Source organism: Cyanobium sp. Cruz CV13-4-11 (genome assembly GCF_024346055.1).
In the GTDB taxonomy this organism is placed as follows: Bacteria; Cyanobacteriota; Cyanobacteriia; order PCC-6307; family Cyanobiaceae; genus Cyanobium.
In genome coordinates, this window is the sequence record NZ_JAGQCH010000028.1 from 14451 (window position 1) to 35174 (window position 20724).

The following is a 20724-nucleotide window of genomic DNA, read 5'->3' on the forward strand; positions in this document are numbered from 1 at the left end:
ACCTGATCAAACGTTCGCAGGGTCCCGTGATGGTCCGGACGGCGGTTCACATCTCCTCATCCCGTCCGGGGACGCTCCCACTGCCGAGACGCTCCCCTCCACCGGCCCCTGGCCAGCGCCGCGCGTGCGAGCCTTGGCCCAGGACAGGACCACGCCAACGAGATCCATGGGCTTCGGCCTTGCCCCCTTACCCCTTGCCCCGGTCAAGGGCCTGAGGCTGCTGGCTGCCCTGGCGCTGATGCTTGCCTGCGGCGGCTGTGGCGGCATCGCCGTCGGCCCCGACAACCTCTACATCTCCGTCGAAACCAGCACCAAAGACGGCAGCACCTCCGAACTGGGGGACAACCGCAACATCAGCAGGACCCTGATCGAGAGGTTTCAATCCCTCAATCCCGGCGTGGCTGTGCACATCAGGCACTTCCCAGCGGGGGAGCTCGTCGCGGCCACCCGGTTTCGTGACGGCCGTGGCCTGGGCCCGGACCTGATCGTGAGTCGCGTGATCACCGCCCTGCAGCTGCATCAGCAGGGGCTGACCAGCGACGTGGGCCTGGATCCAGTCGCCCGCAATCGGCTCGAACCGCGCTTTCAGAACAGTTTTCGCATGGGCTCCAAGGCGTTCGCGGTGCCGTTCCTGGCCCAACCGCAGGTGGCCTGTTTCGACCGCCGCCGCCTCAGGCAACCGCCCGGCAGCGTCGACGCGCTGCTGGCCCTGAGTGCCAAGGGTCTGCGGGTGGGCCTGCCCATCACCGTCGGCGAACTGTTCTGGACCACCACGGCCCAGGGGGCCGGCCCCGCCGTGGCCCAGCTGCTCAATGGACCACCGGCGGGGGAGGGCGCCACCCTGTCGGCCGCCGACCACCGGGCGCTGGAGCGCTGGATCGGCTGGATCTACGACGCCAGCCTGCAGCAGAACGTGTCCTTCTCCGACGACCCCTTTGAGCTGGTCCAGCAACTGGAGCGGGGCGAGCGCGACTGGATCAGCTGCAGCAGCCTCTGGATCGACAGCCTGCGGCAACGGATGGGTCCGAACCTGGGGGTGTCGGTGTTGCCGGGCGGGGCCGACACCCCGGCCATGCCGGTCACCCGGCTGCTGGTCTGGAGCTTCGGGCGCCATTCGAGTGCGCGGCAGAGGCTTCTGGCCGAGCGGTTCGTGGCCTTCTCGCTCAACGAGGTGACGCAGAAGCAGCTGATGGTGGCGGTGCCGGGCAACCTGCCGGTGAATCCCAATGTGATGATCCCCACCCGCAGCTCGGCCCTGATGGCCGCGCTCGCCTTCAGCCTCGACCGTTCCCGCATGTTTGAGTTTCGCGATCCCGACGCGTCCATCGCTCGGGGCGATCGGCTCGAATCGGTGCTCAAGAAGGTGGTGCAGGGGGAGCTGCCGCCTGAGCCGGCCATTGCCCAGCTGCTGGCCCCGATCCCATGAACCAACTGCTCTACGAGATCGTCGGCTGGCTGGGGTTCCTCAGCCGCCCGGTGGTGTTGGTGCAGTGCCTCACCACCGCCGGCTTCGCCCTGGCCTACGCCCTGTGGCTGCGGCCCCGGCTGAAGGCCCGCCGGTATCGCGTGTCGGTGCTCGCTGCGCTGGCTCTGTGGTGCGTGCTGCGCCTCAACGGGCTGGTGATCGAGCGGCTGGGCTATCCGGGCGACCTGGCGACCTATTTCGCCCAGGTGTGGGGAGCCTGGGTGCTGCTGGCCGTGATCCGGCTGCTGCTGCTGACGCGCTGTCCCGCCAAGCAGATCCAGCTGCTCTACAGCCGGATCATCCAGCCCCTGTTCGTGCTGCTCGTGGCGGGCTCGCTGGTGAACCAGCTGGCCTCCCTGCGCGATGTGGCCGAGATTCCCCTGTTCCCCCTGTTCGGTTCGCCGCTCACCACCAGCAACCTGTTCCTGCTGCTCACCATTCCCTACTTCCTGGTGGCGTTTTCCGCCATTCCCCTGGTCTGGCTGGGGCACCTCCTGCAGCGGCTGTTTCACTTCTCCCATGGCACCCGCGCCGCCGGCACCCTGGTGCTGCGCTACCTGCTGGTCGCCGTCGGGGTGCTGTGGCTGATGCACCGGGTGGGCCTCAACACCAGTGCCATCGCGGCGATCGCCGGGGGGCTTTCGGTGGGCATCGGCTTCGGCGTCAAGGAGGTGTTCTCGAACTTCATCAGCGGCCTGTGGCTGTTGTTCGAGGGGTCGGTGCGGCCGGGATCGGTGCTGTTCATCGATGGCGATCCCTGCGAGGTGCGCAGCCTGGGCCTGCGGGCGGCGGTGCTGTGGCGCAACCGCGACAACGCCGAACTGTTGATCCCCAACCAGACCTTCTTCACGGCCACCACCACCACCTACACCGGCAGCGACAGCCTGCGGCGCAGCGCGGTGGAGATCGGCGCCGCCTACCGCCACGACCCGGTGGTTGTGATCGCGCTTCTGGAGGAGGTGGCCCGCGCCACGGCCGGGGTGCGGCTCGACCCCGCTCCGCGGGCGTTTCTGGTGGGGTACGGCGAGTCCTCGATCGACTATTCCCTGCGCTACTGGATTGATGACCCGCTCGGAAACCTCTCCATTAAGAGCGCCGTCAGTCAGGCGATCTGGCACGCCTTCTCGGCCAACGGGATCGAGATCCCCTTCCCCCAGCGGGTGATCCATCCGCCCAACGATTCGGACGGGCCGACGCCAGCCGCGCCAGCTCCCCATCAGGATTGAGCCCACCGGTCGCGGCTGCCAGCGGCGCTGCAGGATCTCAGCCACACCATCAGCTGGGCCGAACTCGATCGCCACGCCGCAGCAGCTCTGGAGCCTGCTCTGGGACCTGCCCGGCGAGGGCGCCGATCCGGCCGCCCTGGGCTTCCTCAGCGCCGTGTTCTCGATCCTGTTCGGCGATGGCGACCCCAATCGCCGCCTTGAGCCGCAGCGCCTCGTGTACGGCAGCGGCCGCAGGGTCTCGCCGGTTCGCCAGGAGAGGTGCCGCGTGGTCTGGTTGCCCGCAAGCCGTCCCCAAGGGGCCACTCCCGAACTGAGCCGCCAGCGAGATGGACCCCAGCCTTGTGGCCGCGATCACCAGGCCCGAGCAACCGGGAGATCCGGACGATCACCGCGCCAGCTGCCACCGCTTCTCCAGCTAGCGAAGGCACCCCATCGCCGATCCACTGTTGATCACGGGCCTTCGTCCAGGTCGTTGATCAGCACGATGCGGTAACGGGCTTTGCCGGCGCGGAGATGGTCGAAGGCGTCATTGACCTTCGACATGGGGAAGATTTCGGTGGTGGGCGCGATGCCGTGGCGGCAGCTGAAGTGAAGCATCTGATCGGTTGTCGCCGGGCTGCCGAGGGGGGAACCGGAGAGGCTTTTCTGGCCGAGAATCAACGGAAAGGCGCCCATGGCCATCGGTTCGGGAACGGCTCCCACGGTGTGCAGCCGGCCCTTGGGTTTGAGCGCCGCGATGTAGGTGTTCCAGTCGAGATTGGCGTTGGTGGTGTTGAGGATGAAGTCGAAACTGTTCGCCGCCCCGGCCAGGTCTTCCGGGTTGCGGGAGTTCAAGGTGCGATGGGCGCCGAGTTGGAGGGCTTCCTCGCGTTTGGAGTCGCTGGTGGTGAAGGCGGTGACGTCGCATCCCCAGGCGCGCAGAAACTTGAGGGCCATGTGGCCGAGGCCACCGATGCCGATCACGGCGACACTGTCGGTGGGTTTGATGCCGAGCTCCACCAAGGGGTTGAAGACGGTGATGCCGCCGCAGAGCAGGGGGCCGGCCTTGCTGGCATCCAGACCTTCGGGCAAAGGAAGAACCCAGGTCCAGTCGGCCCGTACGCGGGTGGCGAAGCCGCCGTGACGTCCGACGATGGTGGCTTCGGCCTTGAGGCAGAGGTTCTGGTTGCCGGAGAGGCATGACGCGCAGGCGCCGCAACTGCCGGAAAACCAGCCGAGCCCAACGCGGTCGCCGATGGCCAGACGCTTGGTGTGTTCCCCGAGGGCGACGACGCGCCCGATGACTTCGTGGCCGGGAACGAAGGGATAGGTGGTCATGCCCCAGTCGTTGTCGAGCATGGAGAGATCGCTGTGGCAGATGCCGCAGCTCTCGACGGCGATTTCAACCTGTTCGCTGCCGAGCGGACCGGGGGTGTATTCGAAGGCTTGAAGGGGTTGTTTGGCGCCGAAAGCGGCGAGGGCTTTGATGGGCGTGGTCATCGATGGGGGGGCCGGCAAAGGCTGGTGTTCGGGTCCGCGCTCAGGGCAACGTGAAGCCGGAGGTGTTCAGGTGCTTGAGGTCGAGCATGACCACCGTGATCCAGACCAGCAGGGCCAGGCCACCGAGTGAGCCGATCACGGCCACCAGGCCCACGATCACTGACCTGGAGGAACCGCTGTCGTTCGGCACGGGTATGGAACAAGCTGCTGCCACTGTCCCATGGCCAGGCCAGGGCCGCGCCGGCTCCCTCACCCGATCGCCTCGGCGGCCTCGCCGGCATCGGCCAGAACCAGCCGCAGCAGCACCGGTGCCAGGAAGGTGGTGCCCATCACCATCAGCAGGATTGCCGCCTCCAGCGACGGCCCCAGTACCCCGGTCTGGGTGCCCAGCCCCAGAAAGATCAGGCCCACCTCGCCGCGGGGCATCATCCCCAGCCCCACCGCCAGCCGGTTGGTAGGCCCTCTGCTGAGGTAGCTCCAGCCGGCCGCCACCTTGCTGACCACGGCGGCCGCCAGCAGGAAGCCCGCCATCACCAGACCCTCGTGATTGGCCGCATCGAAGGGGTTGAGCACCGAGAGGTCCATGCCGCTGCCGATCAGCACGAAAAAGACCGTGGCGAACAGGGCCACCAGCGGCTTCACCGCCTCCTCGATCGCGTGCCGGTGCCGGGAGGCGCTGAGGATCAGGCCACCGGCGAAGGCCCCCAGGGCCGCCTCCAGGCCGAAGGCCTGGGCGGCGAAGCAGGCCAGCGACAGCACCAGGAAGGCCGCCACCACCACCTCGCCCGGGGCCTTGAGGCGATCGAGCAGCCAGTCGAAGGGGGGGGCGGCGGTGCGGCTGAGGAACAGCGCCACCACCACGAACACCGCGGCCGCGGCGATCAGCTTCAGGATCGGACCGAGGCTGAAGCCTTCGCCGCCCGCCAGGGCCACCACCACGGCCAGGATGACGATGCCGAGGATGTCATCGAGGACGGCGGCGCCGATCACCGTCTGCCCCTCCCGGGTGCGCAGGAACTTCAGCTCCCCCAGCACGCTGGCGGTGATGCCGATGCTGGTGGCGGTCATGGCGGCCCCGGCGAAGATCGCCGGCAGCAATGGCACGCCGAACAGGAACTGCAGGCCGAAGGTGCCCAGGGCAAAGGGCAGCACCACTCCGGTGAGCGCCACCGTGATCGCCTGGCCCCCCACCGCCATCAGTTCATCCAGTTCGCTCTCCAGGCCGGTGAGGAACAGCAGGGCCAGCAGACCGATCTTCGCCACCGCCTGCAGGTTGGTGAAGTTGTGGTCGTAGATCTCCTGCACCTGGTCGGGGCCCACGTGGGCCAGGGCCGCGATCGTGCCCTCGGCGAAGGCATTCAGCTGGCCGCCCAGCTCCGGGGCCAGGATCAGGTGCAGCCCCGAGACGCCGATCAGTACCCCCGCCACCAGCTCCCCGAGGATCGCTGGCAGGCGAAAACGCACCATCAGTTCCGCCAGGGCCCTGGCGGCGAACAGGATCACGATGAAGCGGCCCACCTCGATCAGGGTCTCGGCCGCTTCGATCTGATGGCCCCCGGTCGCGAGCAGCAGGGAGGACATGTCCATGGCGGGCCGGCCGTGAGGATGGCGAAATCCTTTCACCCCTTGCCGGAGACCGGGCCAGGAATCAGCGGATCGGGATCAGCGGATCAGGATCCGCGCTTACGGCGAACGGCGGGTGTCGGCCCCAGCAGACTGGGGGGCCAGCCGGGCCCGGAGCCTGCAGCAATGGCCAGGTTCAGGCGAACAGCCCGGCAGCCCAGCCGGCAGGGCCGGCTCCGGCCCGGCGAGGGTCCGCCGGAGAGCCGGCCGGCGATCTCCTGGGGTGTGGTCGTGGCGGTGGGTCTGCTGCTGGCCGGGGTGCCGATGCTGCTCTTCAATCAGCAGCACTCCGGCGATCCGCTCAAGATCCGCCGCGAACTGCGCAAGTTCTGAGCCCGACGCCCCGTGACCCTGTTCCGCCGCCGCCGCCCGCCCGGCCGATCCGCTGCCGTCCTGGAACCCGGGGGCGGCCCGGGACGGCATCCTCGGCTTCGTCCGCCAGACCACGGACCCGGCCAGCCCCCGCTTCGTGCCGCCCGCCGAGCGCATCGCCACCTTCGACCAGGACGGCACCCTCTGGGTGGAGCAGCCGGTGTACCCGCAGGTGCGCTTCATCCGCGAACGGGTGCCCGGGGCGGCGACCACCCGGGCGGAACTGGAGCGGCTGGCCGCCACCGCCCTCAGCGGCATGCCCCTGGAAACCTTCCGGGCCGATGTGCGCCAGTGGCTGGCCACGGCCCGCCACCCCCGCTGGCAGCGCCCCTACACCGAACTCACCTACCGGCCGATGCAGGAGCTGCTCCGCTATCTGCGTGCCAACGGCTACAAGACCTACATCGTCACCGGCGGCGCCACCCGTTACGGCTACGACAGCCAGGGCCGGCCCTTCCTGACCAAGGAGCCCCGGCTGCTGCTCAACGACAACGACGCCGGCAAGCCGGAAGGCATCCAGCTGATGATCGGCCGGCGGCCCACCGCCGCCTTCGGCAATTCCACCGGCGACCGGCAGATGCTGGAGTACACCAGCTCCGGCGACGGGCCGCGACTGTCGATGCTGGTGCTGCACGATGACGCCCGCCGCGAGTATGCCTACGGGCCGGCCCTGGGGTTGCCGAACACCAAGGTGGGGCCGTTCACCCAGGGCCTCTATGCCGAGGCCGCACGGCAGGGCTGGATCGTGATCAGCATGAAGAACGACTGGAGGCGGATCTTTTCGTTCGACCAGTGACTGGCGAACCTTGATGGCCCCGATCCCCACTGCGCTCTAGGGTCGAAACCAGTCGATCCGACGCCATGAAAGCCCTGGCCGTTTCCCTGCTCACCGCCTCGCTCGCCCTCGGTGCCGGCTCCGCCGCCCAGGCCCAGCAGCGCTGCACTTTCCTGCAACCGATCGGTGGCGATGGCACCACCCCGATCGTCTCCAAGCGGGTCGGGGCCGCCAAGCTGATCGGCAAGGAGAACTGGAACACCGATTTCATCGTCAACCAGCCCTACAGCAGCTTCAAGTTCTTCTTCACGGCCAACTCCTCCGACGCCAACGCCAAGTACCCGGTGACTGGCTTCATGAAGTTCAGCGATGGCAGCAATCTGCAGGTGATCAACGACGTCATGAACCCGCCGATCGGCACCGGGCGGATGTTCGGCCCCTTCCCCGCCATTCCGGGCAAGCAGGCCAGCCAGATGAACTTCAAGGTGGGCGCCAGCAGCGACCCCGGTGCCCTGGGCTTCAGCTACCGGATCTCGGTGCAGGGCTGCCAGTAGGCCCCACTGCGATGCTGCTGCCCCTGCTGCTGGCCCTCTCCCCGGCACCCGGCCCGGTGATCACCAACGGCCCCGTGGTGGCCGTGCTGGAGAACCGGCGCCAGCCGAAGCCCGATGGCCTGGATGAGGTGCAACCCGTCGCCACCGTCCGGGTGGTGGGGCAGGTGGTGGGCCAGCTGATGGGGGCCCTGCGGATCGGCCCCGGCACGATCGATTCGGTGCTGCAGGTGGTGGAGATGGATCCGTCCAATCCCTACCCGGAGGTGCTGCTCTCCTCGTTCACCGGAGACGCCCACTGCTGCAACGACACCCGGGTGCTCACCAGCAGCCCCGACGGCCGCCGCTGGTTCGAGGTGCGCCGCGATCCGGTGAACGGCGGACCCAGTGGCGTCAGCGATCCGCTGGGCAACGGCCGCTACCTGCTGGTGGACGTGGACAACCGCTTCCTCTACCAGTTCGCCAGCTACGCCGGCAGCAGCGCCCCCAGCCAGATCTGGCAGCTGAACGGCCCTCGCTTCCGCGACATCAGCCACCAGCCGGCGGTGTTGCCCCTGCACCGGCGCCGCTTGCAGGAGATGGAGAGCTGGTTCCAGCAGCCGGCTGACCAACGCACGGAGGCCAATGGTTTCCTGGCCGCCTGGGTGGCCACCAAGGCGCTGGTGGGGGAGTTCGACAGCGGCTGGCGGCGGATGCTGGGCCTCTACGACCGCCGCTCCGACTGGGGGCTGACCTCCTGCGAGGCCGGCTACAACGACAAGGGGGAGTGCCGGCAACCGGAGAAGCGCTACGCCGACTTTCCCGCCGCGCTGCGGGCCTTCCTGCGCCGAACGGGCTACCTGCCTGCGGCCGCCCAGCTCAGCCCAGGAAGGTCATGGTCAGGCTCACCAGGGCCAGGCCGGTGAGGCCGGTGGCGGTCAGCAGTCCGATGGATCGGTGCATGGGCGTTTCCCTCATCGGCAGAAATCTAGAGCAATCCTTAAGACGCGCAATCGCTCCGGCCTGGCCCGCTGCAATCCGTCATGGAGCCGAGCCTCGCGGTGGTCGCCCCGCCCCTGCCAGGCTGGCCCCCCCCCGGCGACGCACCATGGCGGGCGGCCCCACCATCGCCCTGGCCCTGGAGGGCCAGCTGCGCCTCGATGACCAGCCCGCCCTGCACCGGGCCGTCGACCTGGCCCGGCGAAACCCTGGTGCGCGTCTGCTGGTGCTGGCCTGCCGGCCGCCATCCCAGCGGCTGAGGGGCCCCCACCAGCGACGCCTGGAGGCCCAGGCCCTCGCCTCACTCCACACCCGCCTGGCGGCCCAGGGCGTTCCCCTGCTCCACCACCCCTGGCACACCACGGCGGCCGCCCTCGCCGCGCTCGGCCCCCTGGTGCAGCCCACGGCGGTGCTGCACGCCAGCGAAAGCCGCCTGTTCGGCACCTGGCCGGTGGCGGCCGAGCGTTTCCCCAAGGTGTTCAGCCCGTTCCGGCGCGGCCTGGAACGCGACCCGGAACCGCCCCTGCCCCCACCGGATCTCGCCGGCCTGGGGGACGCCTGGGACGACCTCCCCCGCCCCTGGCTGGCGCCGCCCGCCGCCCCGCCTGCGTCCGCTGGCGCCGGGGGAGATCCCCGCAGCGCCTTCCCTTTCCCCGGCGATGAACCCACGGCCCTGGCCCGGCTGCAGCACTACCTGTTCGGCTCCAGCGGGCTGCGCGACTACAAGGCCACCCGCAACGGCCTGGCGGGGACGGAGTTCTCCGCCAAGTTCTCCCCCTTCCTGGGGGTGGGCTCCCTGTCGGTGCGGCGGATCTGGCAGGAGGTGTTGCGGTATCAGGAGCTCCACGGCGCCGACGAGGGCTCGGTGTGGATGCAGCAGGAGCTGCTCTGGCGCGAGTTCTTCCTCTGGTCGGAGCAGCACCACGGCGACGCCTTCCATGCCCCCGGCGGCCTCCAGAACCGCACACCCGACTGGGTGGAAGACCGGGAACGCTTCGTGCGCTGGACCCGCGGCGATTCCGGCCATCCCCTGATCGATGCCCAGCTCAGCGAACTGCTGGCCACCGGCTACCTCTCCAACCGGGGCCGCCAGTGGGTGGCCTCCCACTTCGTCAACGAGCTGCGGCTGCCCTGGACCTGGGGCGCCCGCTTCTTCGAGTGGGCCCTGATCGATGCCCACCCGGCCCTGAACACGGGCAACTGGGCCTACCTGGCCGGTGTCGGCTCCGACCCGCGCAGCTTCGGCGGCAGCCCCCGCCGCTTCGATCTGGAGCGCCAGGTGGGCCTCTACGACCCCCAGCAGAACCACCGCCAGCTCTGGAGTCGAACCCCGTGACCCTCACCCTGATCCTGGGCGACCAGCTCCACCCCGACTGGCTCAGTCCCTCGCCGCTGCAGCTCGCCCCCGGCCAGCGGGTGCTGATGGTCGAGGACCTGGCCGTGGCCTCCACCTGGCGGTACCACCGCCTGCGGCTGCTGCACACCTTCGTGGCGATGCGCAGCTTCCGCGAGGCGCTGCTGGAGCGAGGCGTGGCGGTGCGTTATTGCGAGCTGCCAGCCTCCCAGGAGATGCCGTTCTGGCAGCGCCTGGCGGCCGAGCTGGAGGGCGCGCCGGAGCCCGGGGGCTGCGAGCTCCGGGTGGCCGAGGTGGCCGACCGCAACTTCGAGGCCCGGCTGCAGCGCTTCTGCGCCGACCAGGGCGTGCGGCTCAGCGTGCTGCCTTCGCCGGCGTTCCTGGAATCGGTGGCCGAGAGCCGCAGCTGGTTCGAGGGCCGTCGCCGGCCGTTCATGAAGACCTTCTACGAGCGCCAGCGGCGTCGCCTCGGCCTGCTGGTCGAGCCCGACGGCTCCCCCACCGGTGGCCGCTGGAGCTTCGATGTGGAGAACCGCCGCAAGCTGCCGAAGGGTTACGTGGAGCCCACCCTGCCGGCGGTACCGGCCAGCCCCCACGAGCCGGCGGTGCGGGCCCTGATCGCCCGCCATTTCGCCGATCACCCCGGCGCGCTGGGGCCCCTTTGGATCCCCTTCGATCAGGCCGGGGCAACGGCCTGGCTGCAGCGGTTCCTGGCCGAGCGCCTCGATGGCTTCGGGCCGTTTGAGGACGCCCTCAGCCGGCAGCACGTCACCCTGCACCACTCCCTGCTGTCGCCCCTGCTCAACATCGGCCTGCTCACCCCTGCGGCGGTGGTCGCGGCCACCCTGGCCCACGCGGCGGCGCGGCAGGAGCGGGGCCAGCCGGTGCCGATCGCCTCGCTGGAGGGGTTCCTGCGCCAGGTGATCGGCTGGCGCGAGTTCGTGCGCGGCATCGACCGGGTGCACGGCGAGCGCCAGGCCAGCGCCAACTTCTGGAACCACCAGCGCCGCCTGGCCCCCTGCTGGGACGACGGCAGCAGCGGCCTGCCGCCCCTGGATGCGGCGATCGAGCGGGTGAATCGCCTGGGCTACAACCACCACATCGAGCGGCTGATGGTGATCAGCAACCTGATGCTGCTGTGTGAGATCCACCCCGGCGAGGTGCACCGCTGGTTCATGGAGCGCTACCTGGATTCCTACGAATGGGTGATGGGCCCGAACGTCCACGGCATGGGCCAGATGAGCGATGGCGGCCTGTTCGCCACTAAGCCCTACATCGGCGGCTCCAATTACATCCTCAAGATGGGCGACTACAAAAAGGGCCCCTGGTGCGAGATCTGGGACGGCCTCTACTGGCGCTTCATCGACCGCCACCGCGCCTTCTTCCAGGCCAACCCTCGCCTCTCGATGATGGTACGGATGCTGGAGAAGATGGATCCCCAGCGGCGCGTGGCTCTGGAGGTGGCTGCCGAGGGGTTCCTGGCCCGCGCCACCCGTTAAGGGGCCTTGGGAACGAAGGCACGAGGCGCCAGGTTGAGGTGGCGGATGCGCTGGACAAAGCCGCGGTCGTCGAAGGAGGCGAGCGTGTCGCAGCCACGGCAGCTGGCGTGATGCAGGGCATCGGCGAAGTCGAGCCCGGCGCGCAGCCCGGCGACGGCCTGCTCCAGGGCTGGGCGATCTTCCGCGCTTAGGCCGGGGTGGGCCAGCAGGTGGTCGAACACCAGCAGCACCTGCTCGGCCGCGAAGCCGTAGTACCCCCGCAGCACCCACTCCAGCTCCAGGGCCACGGTCTTGGGCAGGAACAGGGGTTGCCCCGACTCGATCAGGACCCGGGCCGCCTGGCGCTGGCGTTCGGTGGCGGCATCGGCCCCGTCTTCTGCGACGAAGTAGCGGGCCAGCACGTTGGTGTCGAGGCCGATCACGGCGCCAGCAGGCTGGCCGGGTCGAAATCCACCGGCACCGGAGGGCGAGGGCTCCTGAGCAGGCCGAAGCCACTGGCCGGCAGTGGTTGCTCCGGCTTGCAGGAGCGCACCTCGATGTGATCGCCCACCAGCTGGAAGCTGACGCGACCGCCCCGGGCCAGGCCGAGTTGCTGACGCAACGCCTTGGGGATGGTGACCTGTCCCTTGCTGGTGATCGAGCTGGTGGCGGCCTCTCCAGCTGGCATCGTCACCGCCTCCTGAAGGTGAGTCTTACCTGGTAAGGATAAATCGATCCGCGCTGATCGGCGAGCATGGTCTCGCCCTGAGCCACCCCCTGCCCGTGACCGCCTCCGCTGCTGCCGCTGCCGCCCAGCCGCCTGCCCCCGCCCTGCTGCTGGAGAGGCTGGCGGCGGTGGAGGGCATGGGCCGCGGCCGGCGGCGGCTGGTGCTGCTGTTCAGCCAGCTGGGTGATTTCGACAGCCTCGAGTACGCCCAGGCCCTGGTGCCGGTGCTGCCGCAGCTGGAGGCCGCCGGCATCGCCGTGCTGGCGATCGGCATCGGCGACGCGGCGGGGCGCGAGCGCTTCTGCGCCTTCACCGGCTTCCCGCCCGATCGGCTCCTGGTGGAGGCTGAGCCGGATCTGCACCGGGATTTGGGGCTCTACGAGGGGCTGCGGCAGGGGGGAGGGCCCTGGCCGAACCTGCTGCTGATGTGCGCCGGCCTCGGTTCCCCCGGCACCCTGGCCGAGGTGTTGCGCGGCTACACCGGCGATCGCAGCGCCCCCCAGCGCGTCGCCGACGACGAGACGATCCAGGCGGGCCCCCTGCCGCCGCTCAAGGGCTCGTTCTTCGCCCGGGCTGGTGGCCGCGGCTTCCAGCGGCCCTTCGAGCTGGCCACCGTGCGGCTGCGCAACATGGCCGAGGTGCTGGGCCACTGGCGCACCTACGTCCCCCGCGACGACTTCCTCACCCAACGGGGCGGCACCTATCTGCTGGAGGCCGACGACACCCTGCTCTACAGCCACCGCGACCCCGGCATCCTCGGCTTCTCGGCCACCATGGCCCGGCCGCTGAGTTTCCTGGATCCGTTCCTGGGCTGAGGTGGGTGTTGGAGGCACAGACTTAGTCCATGACTAAGCTAGGCAAGACTCCCGACTCGGTCTTGTGGAAGGTCCAGCGCCGGCCCATCGTCTGGTGAATGTGCACCAGGCCAAAACTCAGCTCTCGCGGTTGATCGATGAGGCCCACGCCGGTGAAACCATCGTGTTGGCCAAGGCCGGCAAGCCCTGGGCCAGGTTGATGCCCCTGGAGGTGCCAGCCCCGCAGCGCCTCCCCGGTCGTCTGCGCCGCCTGGGTCCGCTCACCCAGCCCGACGCCATACTTGAGCCGATGCCGCCCGATCAGCTCGCTGACTGGGAAGCAAGTTCCTTGATCTCGGCGTCAGCCCTGCCGTGAGCAGCCAATCCGCCTACCTGCTCGACAGCCATGCCCTGCTGTGGTGGTGGTTCGATCCGGAGAGACTCTCAGGAGCTGTCCAGGCGCTTCTCGTCGACCCCACCAGCCGGATCCTGGTGAGTGCCGCTTCGGTCTGGGAACTCAGCCTCAAGCACCATCAAGGCAAACTGCCCGAGCTGGCTTCAGCCATCGATGATCTTCCTGGCCTGCTCCAGGCCGATGGCTTCCACCCTCTGCCGATCTCTCTGGCCCATGGTCTGAGGGCTGGCGGCTACAGCCATCCCCACCGCGACCCCTTTGATCGGATGCTGGCGGCCCAGGCCGAGCTGGAGCGGCTGGTGCTGCTCACCGCCGATCCGCAGCTGTCCACCTTCCCGTGCCAGACGTTCTGGTGAGATCCCATGCCGGACACCGGATTGCGCTGCCACCTCCTGATCGGCCCGCCGGCCAGTGGCAAGACCACCCTGGCCCGGGCCCTGGCGCCCCTGCTCACCGGATCCGGTGAGCCACCGGCTGTGGTGCTCTCCACCGACGCGATCCGCGCCGAGGTGTTCGGCGATGCGGCGGTGCAGGGGCCCTGGAGCGCGATCGAGCAGGTGCTGCACCAGCGGATCCGGGCGGCCGTGACCGCTGGCCAGCCGGTGATCGTCGATGCCACCCATGCCCGGCGGCCCTGGCGGCTGGCCCTCACCCAGGCGCTGGTGTTGCCGGCGCCGGTGGAGTGGATCGGCTGGTGGCTGTTCACCCCCCTGGCCACCTGTCTGGAGTGGAACCAGCGCCGCCAGCGCCTCGTGCCCGAAGCGGTGATCAAGGAGCTGGCGGCGGCCCTGGCCGATGCGCATGTCGGCCCCAGCCGGGCCGAGGGCTTCGCCGCCGTGGTGGCCCTGGTGCCCAGCCACCACGCGTCCCTGGAGCCGGTGCTGGCCGAGGAGCTGGCCCGGCTCGACCAGCGCATCCGCTCGGCCACCAACCGGGAGCGGCAGGCGCAGCGCCATGGCTACTCCCGCCTGCTGGATCTGGAGCGTCTGCTCCACCTGCTGCGCCTGCTGAGCCGCTATCCGGACCTGGCCGCCAACGATTCCGTCACCGCCGCCGAGCTGGAGGCGATCGTCTCGCCGCTGCCCGAGGGCGACCTGGCCGATCGGGCCGGGGCCCTGCTGCGGCGGCTGCACGGGGACTGCTACGGCGATGCGGCGGCCCTGCGGGCCGACCTGGCCTGGTTGGAGCGGCAGGGGTTCACCGCCGCCCACCCCGTTGAGGCCCCGATCCAGCTGGCCCCCTTGCCGGCCCCGGAGCCGGCTGCGGCGAGCGGGGTGAACGGGGGGCTGCCTCCCCTGGGGGATGGCCCGGTGTTCCGTCGGGTGTTCACCGTGCTGCGCCATGTGCTGCAGCAGCCGTTCGATCGCCAGGACGGCAGCGACCTGCCCGGCCACCTGATCGAGGCGATGGAGGAGATCCCTGGCGCCTACCTGCCGGGGGAGGCCGCCACCCTGCGCAAGGACCTGGAGAAGCTGCTGACGCCCTACGGCTTCCGGGTGCGCAACGACAACGTGCGCCACGGCTATGCCCTGGGTACGGCGCTGCTGTCGGCCCCGCGGCTGCGGGAGATCCATGGGGTGGTGAGCCAGGCGGCCGGCCGCCTCGGGGACCCCTCGGCCCAGGACCTGCTGATCGAACTGGAGCAGCGGCTGCGCTGGGGCGGGATCAGCCCCGAGGCGTCGCCGCCGGTGCGCACCTATGCCAACCATTCGGTGGTGGATGCGGCCCTGGTGCGCCCGGATTCGCTCGCAGCCGATCGCCACGGCTACCGGCAGGCGGAGGCGATCGAGACGGCGATCCTCGAGCACCGGCGGGTGGTGCTGGAGCGCTACGCCTCGGGGGCCAGCTTCCCCGACAGCCCGGTGGGGGAGCTGCGGGTCTGGCCGCTGCAGCTGATCTTCCACACCATCGGCTGGTACCTGCTCTACGAGGAGGATGCCGTCGCCCAACCCCACGGACTGATCCGCACCGAGCGGCTGGACCGGTTGGCCCTGCGCCGCAGTGAGAGCCGCAACCGCCGCAGCGACGGGGCCCACCAGCAGGCCGTGGAGCGGGCCGGGCGGCTGCTGCACCTCAGCGGCGGCATCTACTGCGGCGACGACCTCGGCGAGCAACTCGCCCTCGCTGGTGCCTCGGCGAAGACCCGGGCCCGGCACCTGGTGACCCTGCGCTTTTCCTGCCAGGGCTGGGCCTTCGCCTTCATCCGTGAGGGCGTGCTGCGCTTTCCGATCGAGCACACCCGCTTCTCCAAACCCCTGCCGGGCGACAGCTGGTGGCGCCACCCCAAAGCGCCCCATCGGCTGGAGCCCAACCCCACCGGCGACAGCCACCCCTACCCGGTGGAGTTCGACCTGCCCCCCTGGACGCTGCGGCGGGACGTGGACCTGCGCACCTGGCTGCTGGGCTTCGCCGGCGGCATCCGCATCGAGGCGCCGGCGGCCCTGCGCGAGGAGCACCTGGAGCGGGCCAGGGCTGTCCTGGCTGCCTATGGAGCGGCTGGGGCGGAGCATCGGGCTGGGCCGGAGCCGGAGGAGGAGCCGCCGGTGCGCTTCTTCCCCAACCGCCTGCGGCGCGGTTGATCGTCAGGCCCCCTCGAGCAGGGACTTCAGGGCGTCTGTCGGACCGCCTTCCGGTGTGAACAGGGGGCCGTCGCCTTCGATGACTTCACCGTTGTGCAGGGCGATCCGGAAGATGGCGTCACCCATGGAATCCACCACGATGCAGTGCCGGGCCCGCTCGCTGACGATCGGCAGGAACCCGGCGAACCACTCCATGGTGGCCCTGATCTGGAGGGCGGCCCGTTCGTTGTCGTCGTAGAAGCCGCCGTAGGCCAGGCGCAGAAACAGGCTGCACCAGGGCTCGCGGCGCTGGTAGTAGAAGGCGTGACTGTTCATGCCATGGCCCCAGAAGCCCACGCTGCAATGGCCCAGGGGGGCCCCACTCAGAAAGGCATCGATCGTGCTCTGGAGCAGGTAGGGCGGCTCTGCCGTCTGGGCCGTGCTGAAGAGGGTCTGCCCCTGCCAGTGCAGCGGCTGATCGGGGGGCAGCAGGGTGCTTGGCAGAGGTCCTCCCATGCGCTCGGCGTAGAAGGTGAGCAGGGTTTCGAGCGTTGGCTCCATCGACGGGTCTGCGGCGGGATCCATCGTCCCCAGGAAGGCGGGATGTTGGCCTGTTTGCCGTGCGAAGGACCAGTCAATGCTTCAGGTCGGGCCCCGCTCAGCGCAGCAGGAACACCGCCAGCAGGCCCCAGACCAGGCCGAGCACATGCATGGCGAGGGGGACGGGCTCGTGTGGCGGGTAGGACGCCAGCAGGCGCGTGCGGCAGAGCTGCTGCTGGGCCAGGAACAGGGCGCAGACCAGTCCCACCAGGTAGACGAGCAGCACCCCGAGGTGTCCGAGGGTTTCCGCCATGGCGTCCGGCCCCGGCCCGATCAGGTGCTGGGCGAGGTGGAAGATCTGGCTGGGCAGCTCGGCGCTGAGCATGAACACGAAGAACAGGGCCACCCCTTGACGCCCCAGGCGGGCGATCTGCGCGGCAGACGGGTGCGCCATCGTTCCGGAGCATGGGCAAGCTGGAGTCTGACCCTCGATGCGGGCGAATTCGCGCACGTTGTGGCTCACCAGGCTGCCGCTTAGCGTTGCTCGAACGGGTTGAACAGCGCAACGCCGAACTCCAGGAAATCGACCCCATTGCGGGTCACCACCGTGAGGTCGTGGACCCTGGCGATGGCCGCAATCATGGCGTCCTCGTAGAGGGTGTCGGATCGGCGATGCATCAGCTGGGCCCAGCAGCGAAAGGCCGCACCATCCATCGGCAGCAGGTTGAAGCTGCCGCTCAGCTGATCCAACCACCGCTCGATCTCCTCGGCCTTGACGGGGTCCTGGTCGCGGGTGATCTCGATGCCCGCCTGGATCTCGCCGAGGGTCACGCTGGCCAGATGGAGGTCGGCGTCATTGGTGCTCTGCAACCAGGCGAGCACGGCACCATGGGGCCTTGGCTTGCGCAGCTCCGAGACCACGTTGGTGTCGAGCAGAAACGCCATCGGCCTACAGCGTCAGCACGGATCGCCGGCGGGCCTGGCCCCGCGGCGGGACCAACGCCTCGGTGCGGGCCTCTGCGGCCAACAGCAGCTCCTTCAGGCTGGGCCGCGCTGCGGCCTGGAGGCGTCGCCATTGCTCAATCGGCACCAGCACGGCTGCTTCCGTGCCGCGCCGCGACACCACCTGGGGCCCCTCCCGTTGGCAGGCGTCGAGCAGCTCACTGAAGCGCGCCTTGGCGTGCTGCACCGGCCATACCGTCATCACGACCACCCTCTCTGACTAGTCATCTGACCAGGCTAAGGCGCCTGGGTGGAGTCGCCCATGGCGGCTGGATCCTCCAGGCCGGCCACGAAGCTGGGCTCGAAGCCGGCAAGGGCGTCGAGCAGGGCCTGGCTGTTGCCGTCCATGAACACCCGACTGGGACGCACATCCATGGGCTTGATCCGCAGGCTTGCTGCACTGATCAGGGCTTGGGTCCCAGCAGCTCAGCCAGATAGCTGGTGAGGCTGAACCCAGCCGGATGGGCATAGACGATGTCGGCAATCTTCCAGGTGCCAGAAGGGCCGCGCACCAGCTGATAGCGCAGCTTCTGCGGCGCCTCAATGGGGCGGTTGCGCATGCCCGCCTGTACGGCCACCAGGGCTTCCAACCCTCCGCCGGGGGCGGCGGTGCAGCCGAGCACCTTGGCGCCAAAGGTCCCCACCTGGGTGTTGCTGAACACATCGAACTCGACAAAACGGCCGCTGTTTGAATCGAGCGCATAGGCACGCCGCAGTTTCTGGTACAGCCCATCGGTGAAGCGGCTTTGCTGGCTCTTGAGCTCGATCGGACCGCGCAGGTCCTGCCGGGCCACCTGCCAGCGGTAGAGGCCATCCAGCTGGGCCTTCACGGCAGCAGGGCAGGGGGTGATCGCCACGGCCGCCAACAGCGGCATCAGCTGGGGCAGGGGCATGACGGCGTTGCTGGCGTTGCCGGGAATCCTGGCAGCGGCGGGCGGTGCAAGGGAACAATGGACAGACCCTCAATGCATCCAATAGGTCCGATGCGGGCGATTTCCAAGCTGTTTCAGAGCAACCGCAGCCAGGTGGTGTGCATCCCGGCCCATCTGCGGTTTCCCGACTCCGTCAAGGAGGTGGAGATCTTTGCTCGCGGCCAGGAGCGGATCATCGCTCCGCTCGGCCGCAGCTGGGACAGCTTCTTCCTGAGTGGTCCCAAAGTGCCCGAAGACTTCTGGGAGGAGCGCGCTGGCCAACAGCAAAGCGAGCGCGAATCCTTCTGATTCACCGATGCGGGCAACGATCTCAGGGCAGTTCCAGCCAACCCCGCAGGGCCAGATCCAGCTCAATCAGCAGCTGGGGCTCCAGTTGCCCCACCACCTTGCCCAGGGAGCTGAGCGGCACGGTGAACAGCTTGTCGACCATCAGCTGGGACGGCTTCTTCAGGCCATTGCGTGCCGTTGGCTGGACGGGAAGCCGGACCAGGGGAGCGTCCACCAGGGTGCTGGTGAGTGGGCAGAGGGTGACGCTCGGATGGGCCTGCAACCAGCGATCCGCCTGGACCACCACGGCGGGGCGTGGTTTGCCGGAGTACGCACCCGGGCTGGCCACGGTCACCACGGTGCCGCGGCGGAGCGCAGGTGGGATCATGCGGTCCAGTCGCTCCAGTCAGGGAGCTGTTCGCTCCAGTGCTGTTGCGGTTCCCGTTCGGCCAGCCGTTGCGACTGCCGGCGGGCTTCCTCGCCATCGCCATGGCGCAGGAGGTACTGGGTGATGGCGTCGCGCACGCAGGCACTGCGGCTCTTGCCGAGCTGGCGGGCCAGCTGATCGAGCCGCCGCTCGAGCTCCGGCTCCACCCGCACCCCGATTGCCATGACCCCAGCTGTTGAACGTTTCGTTCTACAGCCTAAGAGGGGTGGCGGATCTGGGGGGCACCGGACGTTCGATCGATGCCAGGCCATGCCCTTGTCGCCGTGAGACCAGCTCCAGCCGTGGTAGCTACCATGGGTCACTACCGGATCAGGGCCTGCCATGGATACTGCACGTCTGTTCCAATCGGGCCGCAGCCAAGCGGTGCGGCTGCCGAAGGCGTACCGCTTCAGCGGTAGCGAGGTGGTGGTGAAGCATTTCGGCAATGGGGTGCTGTTGCTGCCCATCGATGACCCCTGGCAAACGCTGGAGGCCGGGTTGGCCGCCTTCGAGCCGGGGTTTGTGATCACGCGTGAGCAGCCGGAGGCGCAGATCCGGGCAGCGATCAGCCCATGATTCTGCTCGATACCAATATCTGCATTTACATCATCAATGCCAGACCAGCAGCGGTATTGGAGCGGTTCAAGCGCTACCGGCTCGGAGAGATTGGCCTCTGCAGTGTGGTGGCCGCCGAGCTGGCGTTCGGGGTGGCCAAGAGTGGTTCGGTGCGCAACCGCCAGGCCCTGGAGATGTTTCTGGCCCCACTCACGATTCTCCCTTTCGACGAACGCGCTGCCTGGGCCTATGGCGAGTTGCGTGCGGACCTGGAGCGCCGGGGCACTCCAATCGGCTCCCTCGACACGATGATCGCGGCCCATGCCCTGAGCCTGCAGGCCACGCTGATCACCAACAACACCCGGGAGTTTGTCCAGGTGAGCGGCCTGCAGGTTGAAAACTGGGTGCCGACGGCCTGAGCAGGGGGTGGGCTGACGGCGCATCGGAGGAGAGCCGCCTCATTCGAGGCAAGTGATTCCGATATGCCGCAGCTGAGGCATAATGGGACGACGAAGGAGAAGATGAGTGGCCGTTCAGGCCAGGCCCAGCGAGGCCGCCAGCGGCGTCAACGAGAACGTTCTGCTGCGCAAGACGTTGCAGCGAGCTGGTGAGGAGCTGGGTCTGACGGCCCAGGAAACAGCGCAGGCGATCGGCAAGAGCCGCACGTTCTTCGAGCAAGGCCGTGCGCAGGCTCGCATCGATCCCCACACCCGGCAGATGATCGCTCTGGTGCTGCGTCTGTATCGCAGCCTGTCGGCCCTGGTGGGCGATGACACGGCCTTGATGCGCCATTGGCTGGATACAGCCAACCGCCACACCGGCGGGGTCCCCCGGCAGCAGCTGCAGCATCCGGAGCAGCTGGTGGAACTGGTGCAGTATCTCGATGCGATGCGCGGTCGGCCGTAAGCCCGGCTCCACAGGTTGATCTCACGGCCACCACCCAGCTGGATGGGGTGGTGATGCGGCTGGTGGAGCAACAGGGTGCCCAGGCCACGCGGCGCATCACCGACAGCCTGGAGGAGCAGGCCTGGCTGGAGGACTTTCTTGAGACCAGCCAACCCGATCTGCCGGATGCACAGGTGCCCGGTGTCAACTACGTAGGCGGGTCGCGTCAATTACGTAGGCGGGTTACCCCGGGGCCTCCCCCTGCCATGGCAGGGGGAGGCGACAGCGAAAAGTGAGCCACCCTGGCCCGGTCCTCTGCCA

General features: G+C 69.0%; 30 protein-coding genes. 17 read left to right on the forward strand and 13 right to left on the reverse strand.

The features are described from left to right. Positions 1-166: 166 nt before the first annotated feature. Complete coding sequence (locus KBZ12_RS16165; protein ID WP_254959028.1) at positions 167-1426, forward strand: hypothetical protein; 1260 nt, start codon at positions 167-169, stop codon at positions 1424-1426. Beyond that, positions 1423-2691: a mechanosensitive ion channel family protein gene (locus KBZ12_RS16170; RefSeq protein ID WP_254959029.1), complete on the forward strand. Its 1269-nt coding sequence runs from the start codon at positions 1423-1425 to the stop codon at positions 2689-2691. The genes KBZ12_RS16165 and KBZ12_RS16170 overlap by 4 nt, the downstream gene beginning before the upstream one ends. A gap of 450 nt (positions 2692-3141) precedes the next feature. On the opposite strand, the gene KBZ12_RS16175 is transcribed toward KBZ12_RS16170, so the two are convergent. From KBZ12_RS16175 to KBZ12_RS16185, 3 genes are read right to left on the reverse strand one after another with little or no spacing between them, the layout of a single operon-like run. Then, entirely contained in the window at positions 3142-4170 is a 1029-nt protein-coding gene (locus KBZ12_RS16175; protein WP_254959030.1) for an NAD(P)-dependent alcohol dehydrogenase, read from the reverse strand. A gap of 40 nt (positions 4171-4210) precedes the next feature. Beyond that, positions 4211-4360, reverse strand: a complete 150-nt coding sequence (locus tag KBZ12_RS16180) for a hypothetical protein (protein WP_254945634.1) — start codon at positions 4358-4360, stop codon at positions 4211-4213. Between the two features lie 59 nt (positions 4361-4419). Beyond that, the gene (locus tag KBZ12_RS16185; RefSeq protein ID WP_254959032.1) at positions 4420-5757 is read right to left on the reverse strand and encodes a cation:proton antiporter; all 1338 of its coding nucleotides are present in this window, start codon (positions 5755-5757) and stop codon (positions 4420-4422) included. A gap of 162 nt (positions 5758-5919) precedes the next feature. On the opposite strand from KBZ12_RS16185, the gene KBZ12_RS16190 reads away from it, so the two are divergent. From KBZ12_RS16190 to KBZ12_RS16215, 6 genes are all read left to right on the forward strand, one after another. Beyond that, positions 5920-6126, forward strand: coding sequence for a hypothetical protein (locus tag KBZ12_RS16190; RefSeq protein WP_254959033.1), 207 nt, complete (start codon positions 5920-5922; stop codon positions 6124-6126). A 136-nt stretch (positions 6127-6262) separates the two neighbouring features. After that, on the forward strand, positions 6263-6961 hold the full coding sequence (locus tag KBZ12_RS16195; protein ID WP_254959034.1) for an HAD family phosphatase: 699 nt from the start codon (positions 6263-6265) through the stop codon (positions 6959-6961). Between the two features lie 65 nt (positions 6962-7026). Continuing rightward, positions 7027-7494 carry a hypothetical protein gene (locus tag KBZ12_RS16200; RefSeq protein WP_254959035.1) on the forward strand — a complete coding sequence of 156 codons (468 nt, stop codon included), beginning with the start codon at positions 7027-7029 and terminating at the stop codon, positions 7492-7494. 11 nt (positions 7495-7505) lie between these two features. After that, positions 7506-8396, forward strand: coding sequence for a hypothetical protein (locus tag KBZ12_RS16205; protein WP_254959036.1), 891 nt, complete (start codon positions 7506-7508; stop codon positions 8394-8396). A 182-nt stretch (positions 8397-8578) separates the two neighbouring features. Next, positions 8579-9805: an FAD-binding domain-containing protein gene (locus KBZ12_RS16210; RefSeq protein WP_254959038.1), complete on the forward strand. Its 1227-nt coding sequence runs from the start codon at positions 8579-8581 to the stop codon at positions 9803-9805. After that, complete coding sequence (locus KBZ12_RS16215; RefSeq protein WP_254959039.1) at positions 9802-11322, forward strand: cryptochrome/photolyase family protein; 1521 nt, start codon at positions 9802-9804, stop codon at positions 11320-11322. Before KBZ12_RS16210 ends, KBZ12_RS16215 begins: the two co-directional genes overlap by 4 nt. Here the strand turns inward: KBZ12_RS16215 and KBZ12_RS16220 are convergent. Both KBZ12_RS16220 and KBZ12_RS16225 read right to left on the reverse strand, forming a co-directional pair. Beyond that, positions 11319-11744 carry a type II toxin-antitoxin system VapC family toxin gene (locus tag KBZ12_RS16220; RefSeq protein ID WP_254959040.1) on the reverse strand — a complete coding sequence of 142 codons (426 nt, stop codon included), beginning with the start codon at positions 11742-11744 and terminating at the stop codon, positions 11319-11321. The genes KBZ12_RS16215 and KBZ12_RS16220 overlap by 4 nt on opposite strands. Beyond that, a complete protein-coding gene (locus KBZ12_RS16225; protein WP_254959066.1) occupies positions 11741-11989 on the reverse strand; it encodes an AbrB/MazE/SpoVT family DNA-binding domain-containing protein in 249 nt (82 codons plus the stop codon). Before KBZ12_RS16225 ends, KBZ12_RS16220 begins: the two co-directional genes overlap by 4 nt. 176 nt (positions 11990-12165) lie before the next feature. Here KBZ12_RS16225 and KBZ12_RS16230 point away from each other — a divergent pair, with 176 nt between their 5' ends. From KBZ12_RS16230 to KBZ12_RS16245, 4 genes are all read left to right on the forward strand, one after another. Next, complete coding sequence (locus KBZ12_RS16230) at positions 12166-12843, forward strand: peroxiredoxin-like family protein (protein WP_254959067.1); 678 nt, start codon at positions 12166-12168, stop codon at positions 12841-12843. 64 nt (positions 12844-12907) lie between these two features. Beyond that, positions 12908-13198, forward strand: a complete 291-nt coding sequence (locus tag KBZ12_RS16235; protein WP_254959041.1) for a type II toxin-antitoxin system Phd/YefM family antitoxin — start codon at positions 12908-12910, stop codon at positions 13196-13198. Further along, the gene (locus KBZ12_RS16240; protein ID WP_254959042.1) at positions 13195-13593 is read left to right on the forward strand and encodes a type II toxin-antitoxin system VapC family toxin; all 399 of its coding nucleotides are present in this window, start codon (positions 13195-13197) and stop codon (positions 13591-13593) included. Before KBZ12_RS16235 ends, KBZ12_RS16240 begins: the two co-directional genes overlap by 4 nt. 6 nt (positions 13594-13599) lie before the next feature. After that, positions 13600-15816 (forward strand): AAA family ATPase, encoded by a 2217-nt coding sequence (locus KBZ12_RS16245; protein WP_254959044.1) that lies wholly within the window; start codon positions 13600-13602, stop codon positions 15814-15816. A gap of 3 nt (positions 15817-15819) precedes the next feature. On the opposite strand, the gene KBZ12_RS16250 is transcribed toward KBZ12_RS16245, so the two are convergent. From KBZ12_RS16250 to KBZ12_RS16275, 6 genes are all read right to left on the reverse strand, one after another. Further along, positions 15820-16380, reverse strand: coding sequence for a hypothetical protein (locus KBZ12_RS16250; RefSeq protein WP_254959045.1), 561 nt, complete (start codon positions 16378-16380; stop codon positions 15820-15822). Between the two features lie 73 nt (positions 16381-16453). Continuing rightward, entirely contained in the window at positions 16454-16789 is a 336-nt protein-coding gene (locus KBZ12_RS16255) for a hypothetical protein (protein ID WP_254959048.1), read from the reverse strand. Between the two features lie 80 nt (positions 16790-16869). Next, a complete protein-coding gene (locus KBZ12_RS16260; protein WP_254959050.1) occupies positions 16870-17280 on the reverse strand; it encodes a type II toxin-antitoxin system VapC family toxin in 411 nt (136 codons plus the stop codon). Positions 17281-17284: 4 nt separating this feature from the next. Beyond that, entirely contained in the window at positions 17285-17539 is a 255-nt protein-coding gene (locus KBZ12_RS16265) for a type II toxin-antitoxin system Phd/YefM family antitoxin (RefSeq protein WP_254959051.1), read from the reverse strand. Between the two features lie 35 nt (positions 17540-17574). Continuing rightward, positions 17575-17712 (reverse strand): hypothetical protein, encoded by a 138-nt coding sequence (locus KBZ12_RS16270; protein ID WP_254959053.1) that lies wholly within the window; start codon positions 17710-17712, stop codon positions 17575-17577. 29 nt (positions 17713-17741) lie between these two features. Then, entirely contained in the window at positions 17742-18230 is a 489-nt protein-coding gene (locus tag KBZ12_RS16275) for an ABC transporter substrate-binding protein (protein WP_254959054.1), read from the reverse strand. Positions 18231-18320: 90 nt separating this feature from the next. Between KBZ12_RS16275 and vapB the strand changes: the two genes are divergently transcribed. Beyond that, complete coding sequence (gene vapB, locus KBZ12_RS16280; protein ID WP_254959055.1) at positions 18321-18557, forward strand: type II toxin-antitoxin system VapB family antitoxin; 237 nt, start codon at positions 18321-18323, stop codon at positions 18555-18557. Positions 18558-18579: 22 nt separating this feature from the next. On the opposite strand, the gene KBZ12_RS16285 is transcribed toward vapB, so the two are convergent. Beyond that, the gene (locus KBZ12_RS16285) at positions 18580-18924 is read right to left on the reverse strand and encodes a type II toxin-antitoxin system PemK/MazF family toxin (protein WP_254959057.1); all 345 of its coding nucleotides are present in this window, start codon (positions 18922-18924) and stop codon (positions 18580-18582) included. Beyond that, on the reverse strand, positions 18921-19148 hold the full coding sequence (locus KBZ12_RS16290; RefSeq protein WP_254947791.1) for a ribbon-helix-helix domain-containing protein: 228 nt from the start codon (positions 19146-19148) through the stop codon (positions 18921-18923). The genes KBZ12_RS16285 and KBZ12_RS16290 overlap by 4 nt, the downstream gene beginning before the upstream one ends. A gap of 157 nt (positions 19149-19305) precedes the next feature. Between KBZ12_RS16290 and KBZ12_RS16295 the strand changes: the two genes are divergently transcribed. The 4 genes from KBZ12_RS16295 (at position 19306) to KBZ12_RS16310 (ending at position 20699) form a co-directional block, all read left to right on the forward strand. Beyond that, the gene (locus KBZ12_RS16295) at positions 19306-19539 is read left to right on the forward strand and encodes an antitoxin (protein ID WP_254959059.1); all 234 of its coding nucleotides are present in this window, start codon (positions 19306-19308) and stop codon (positions 19537-19539) included. Further along, a complete protein-coding gene (locus KBZ12_RS16300) occupies positions 19536-19937 on the forward strand; it encodes a type II toxin-antitoxin system VapC family toxin (RefSeq protein WP_254959060.1) in 402 nt (133 codons plus the stop codon). The genes KBZ12_RS16295 and KBZ12_RS16300 overlap by 4 nt, the downstream gene beginning before the upstream one ends. Before the next feature lie 106 nt (positions 19938-20043). Then, positions 20044-20424, forward strand: a complete 381-nt coding sequence (locus KBZ12_RS18560) for an MbcA/ParS/Xre antitoxin family protein (RefSeq protein WP_254959061.1) — start codon at positions 20044-20046, stop codon at positions 20422-20424. Positions 20425-20471: 47 nt separating this feature from the next. Beyond that, the gene (locus KBZ12_RS16310) at positions 20472-20699 is read left to right on the forward strand and encodes a hypothetical protein (RefSeq protein ID WP_254959062.1); all 228 of its coding nucleotides are present in this window, start codon (positions 20472-20474) and stop codon (positions 20697-20699) included. Positions 20700-20724 lie beyond the last annotated feature (25 nt).

Excerpts from the sequence above, each read along its gene's own strand:
- KBZ12_RS16165 (WP_254959028.1), top strand. The coding sequence starts at position 167 with ATGGGCTTCGGCCTTGCCCCCTTACCCCTTGCCCCGGTCAAGGGCCTG.
- KBZ12_RS16170 (WP_254959029.1), top strand. The coding sequence starts at position 1,423 with ATGAACCAACTGCTCTACGAGATCGTCGGCTGGCTGGGGTTCCTCAGC.
- KBZ12_RS16175 (WP_254959030.1), bottom strand. The coding sequence starts at position 4,170 with ATGACCACGCCCATCAAAGCCCTCGCCGCTTTCGGCGCCAAACAACCC.
- KBZ12_RS16185 (WP_254959032.1), bottom strand. The coding sequence starts at position 5,757 with ATGGACATGTCCTCCCTGCTGCTCGCGACCGGGGGCCATCAGATCGAA.
- KBZ12_RS16190 (WP_254959033.1), top strand. The coding sequence starts at position 5,920 with ATGGCCAGGTTCAGGCGAACAGCCCGGCAGCCCAGCCGGCAGGGCCGG.
- KBZ12_RS16200 (WP_254959035.1), top strand. The coding sequence starts at position 7,027 with ATGAAAGCCCTGGCCGTTTCCCTGCTCACCGCCTCGCTCGCCCTCGGT.
- KBZ12_RS16205 (WP_254959036.1), top strand. The coding sequence starts at position 7,506 with ATGCTGCTGCCCCTGCTGCTGGCCCTCTCCCCGGCACCCGGCCCGGTG.
- KBZ12_RS16210 (WP_254959038.1), top strand. The coding sequence starts at position 8,579 with ATGGCGGGCGGCCCCACCATCGCCCTGGCCCTGGAGGGCCAGCTGCGC.
- KBZ12_RS16225 (WP_254959066.1), bottom strand. The coding sequence starts at position 11,989 with ATGCCAGCTGGAGAGGCCGCCACCAGCTCGATCACCAGCAAGGGACAG.
- KBZ12_RS16230 (WP_254959067.1), top strand. The coding sequence starts at position 12,166 with ATGGGCCGCGGCCGGCGGCGGCTGGTGCTGCTGTTCAGCCAGCTGGGT.
- KBZ12_RS16245 (WP_254959044.1), top strand. The coding sequence starts at position 13,600 with ATGCCGGACACCGGATTGCGCTGCCACCTCCTGATCGGCCCGCCGGCC.
- KBZ12_RS16250 (WP_254959045.1), bottom strand. The coding sequence starts at position 16,380 with ATGGATCCCGCCGCAGACCCGTCGATGGAGCCAACGCTCGAAACCCTG.
- KBZ12_RS16255 (WP_254959048.1), bottom strand. The coding sequence starts at position 16,789 with ATGGCGCACCCGTCTGCCGCGCAGATCGCCCGCCTGGGGCGTCAAGGG.
- KBZ12_RS16260 (WP_254959050.1), bottom strand. The coding sequence starts at position 17,280 with ATGGCGTTTCTGCTCGACACCAACGTGGTCTCGGAGCTGCGCAAGCCA.
- KBZ12_RS16265 (WP_254959051.1), bottom strand. The coding sequence starts at position 17,539 with ATGACGGTATGGCCGGTGCAGCACGCCAAGGCGCGCTTCAGTGAGCTG.
- KBZ12_RS16270 (WP_254959053.1), bottom strand. The coding sequence starts at position 17,712 with ATGGATGTGCGTCCCAGTCGGGTGTTCATGGACGGCAACAGCCAGGCC.
- KBZ12_RS16275 (WP_254959054.1), bottom strand. The coding sequence starts at position 18,230 with ATGCCCCTGCCCCAGCTGATGCCGCTGTTGGCGGCCGTGGCGATCACC.
- vapB (WP_254959055.1), top strand. The coding sequence starts at position 18,321 with ATGCGGGCGATTTCCAAGCTGTTTCAGAGCAACCGCAGCCAGGTGGTG.
- KBZ12_RS16285 (WP_254959057.1), bottom strand. The coding sequence starts at position 18,924 with ATGATCCCACCTGCGCTCCGCCGCGGCACCGTGGTGACCGTGGCCAGC.
- KBZ12_RS16290 (WP_254947791.1), bottom strand. The coding sequence starts at position 19,148 with ATGGCAATCGGGGTGCGGGTGGAGCCGGAGCTCGAGCGGCGGCTCGAT.
- KBZ12_RS16295 (WP_254959059.1), top strand. The coding sequence starts at position 19,306 with ATGGATACTGCACGTCTGTTCCAATCGGGCCGCAGCCAAGCGGTGCGG.
- KBZ12_RS16300 (WP_254959060.1), top strand. The coding sequence starts at position 19,536 with ATGATTCTGCTCGATACCAATATCTGCATTTACATCATCAATGCCAGA.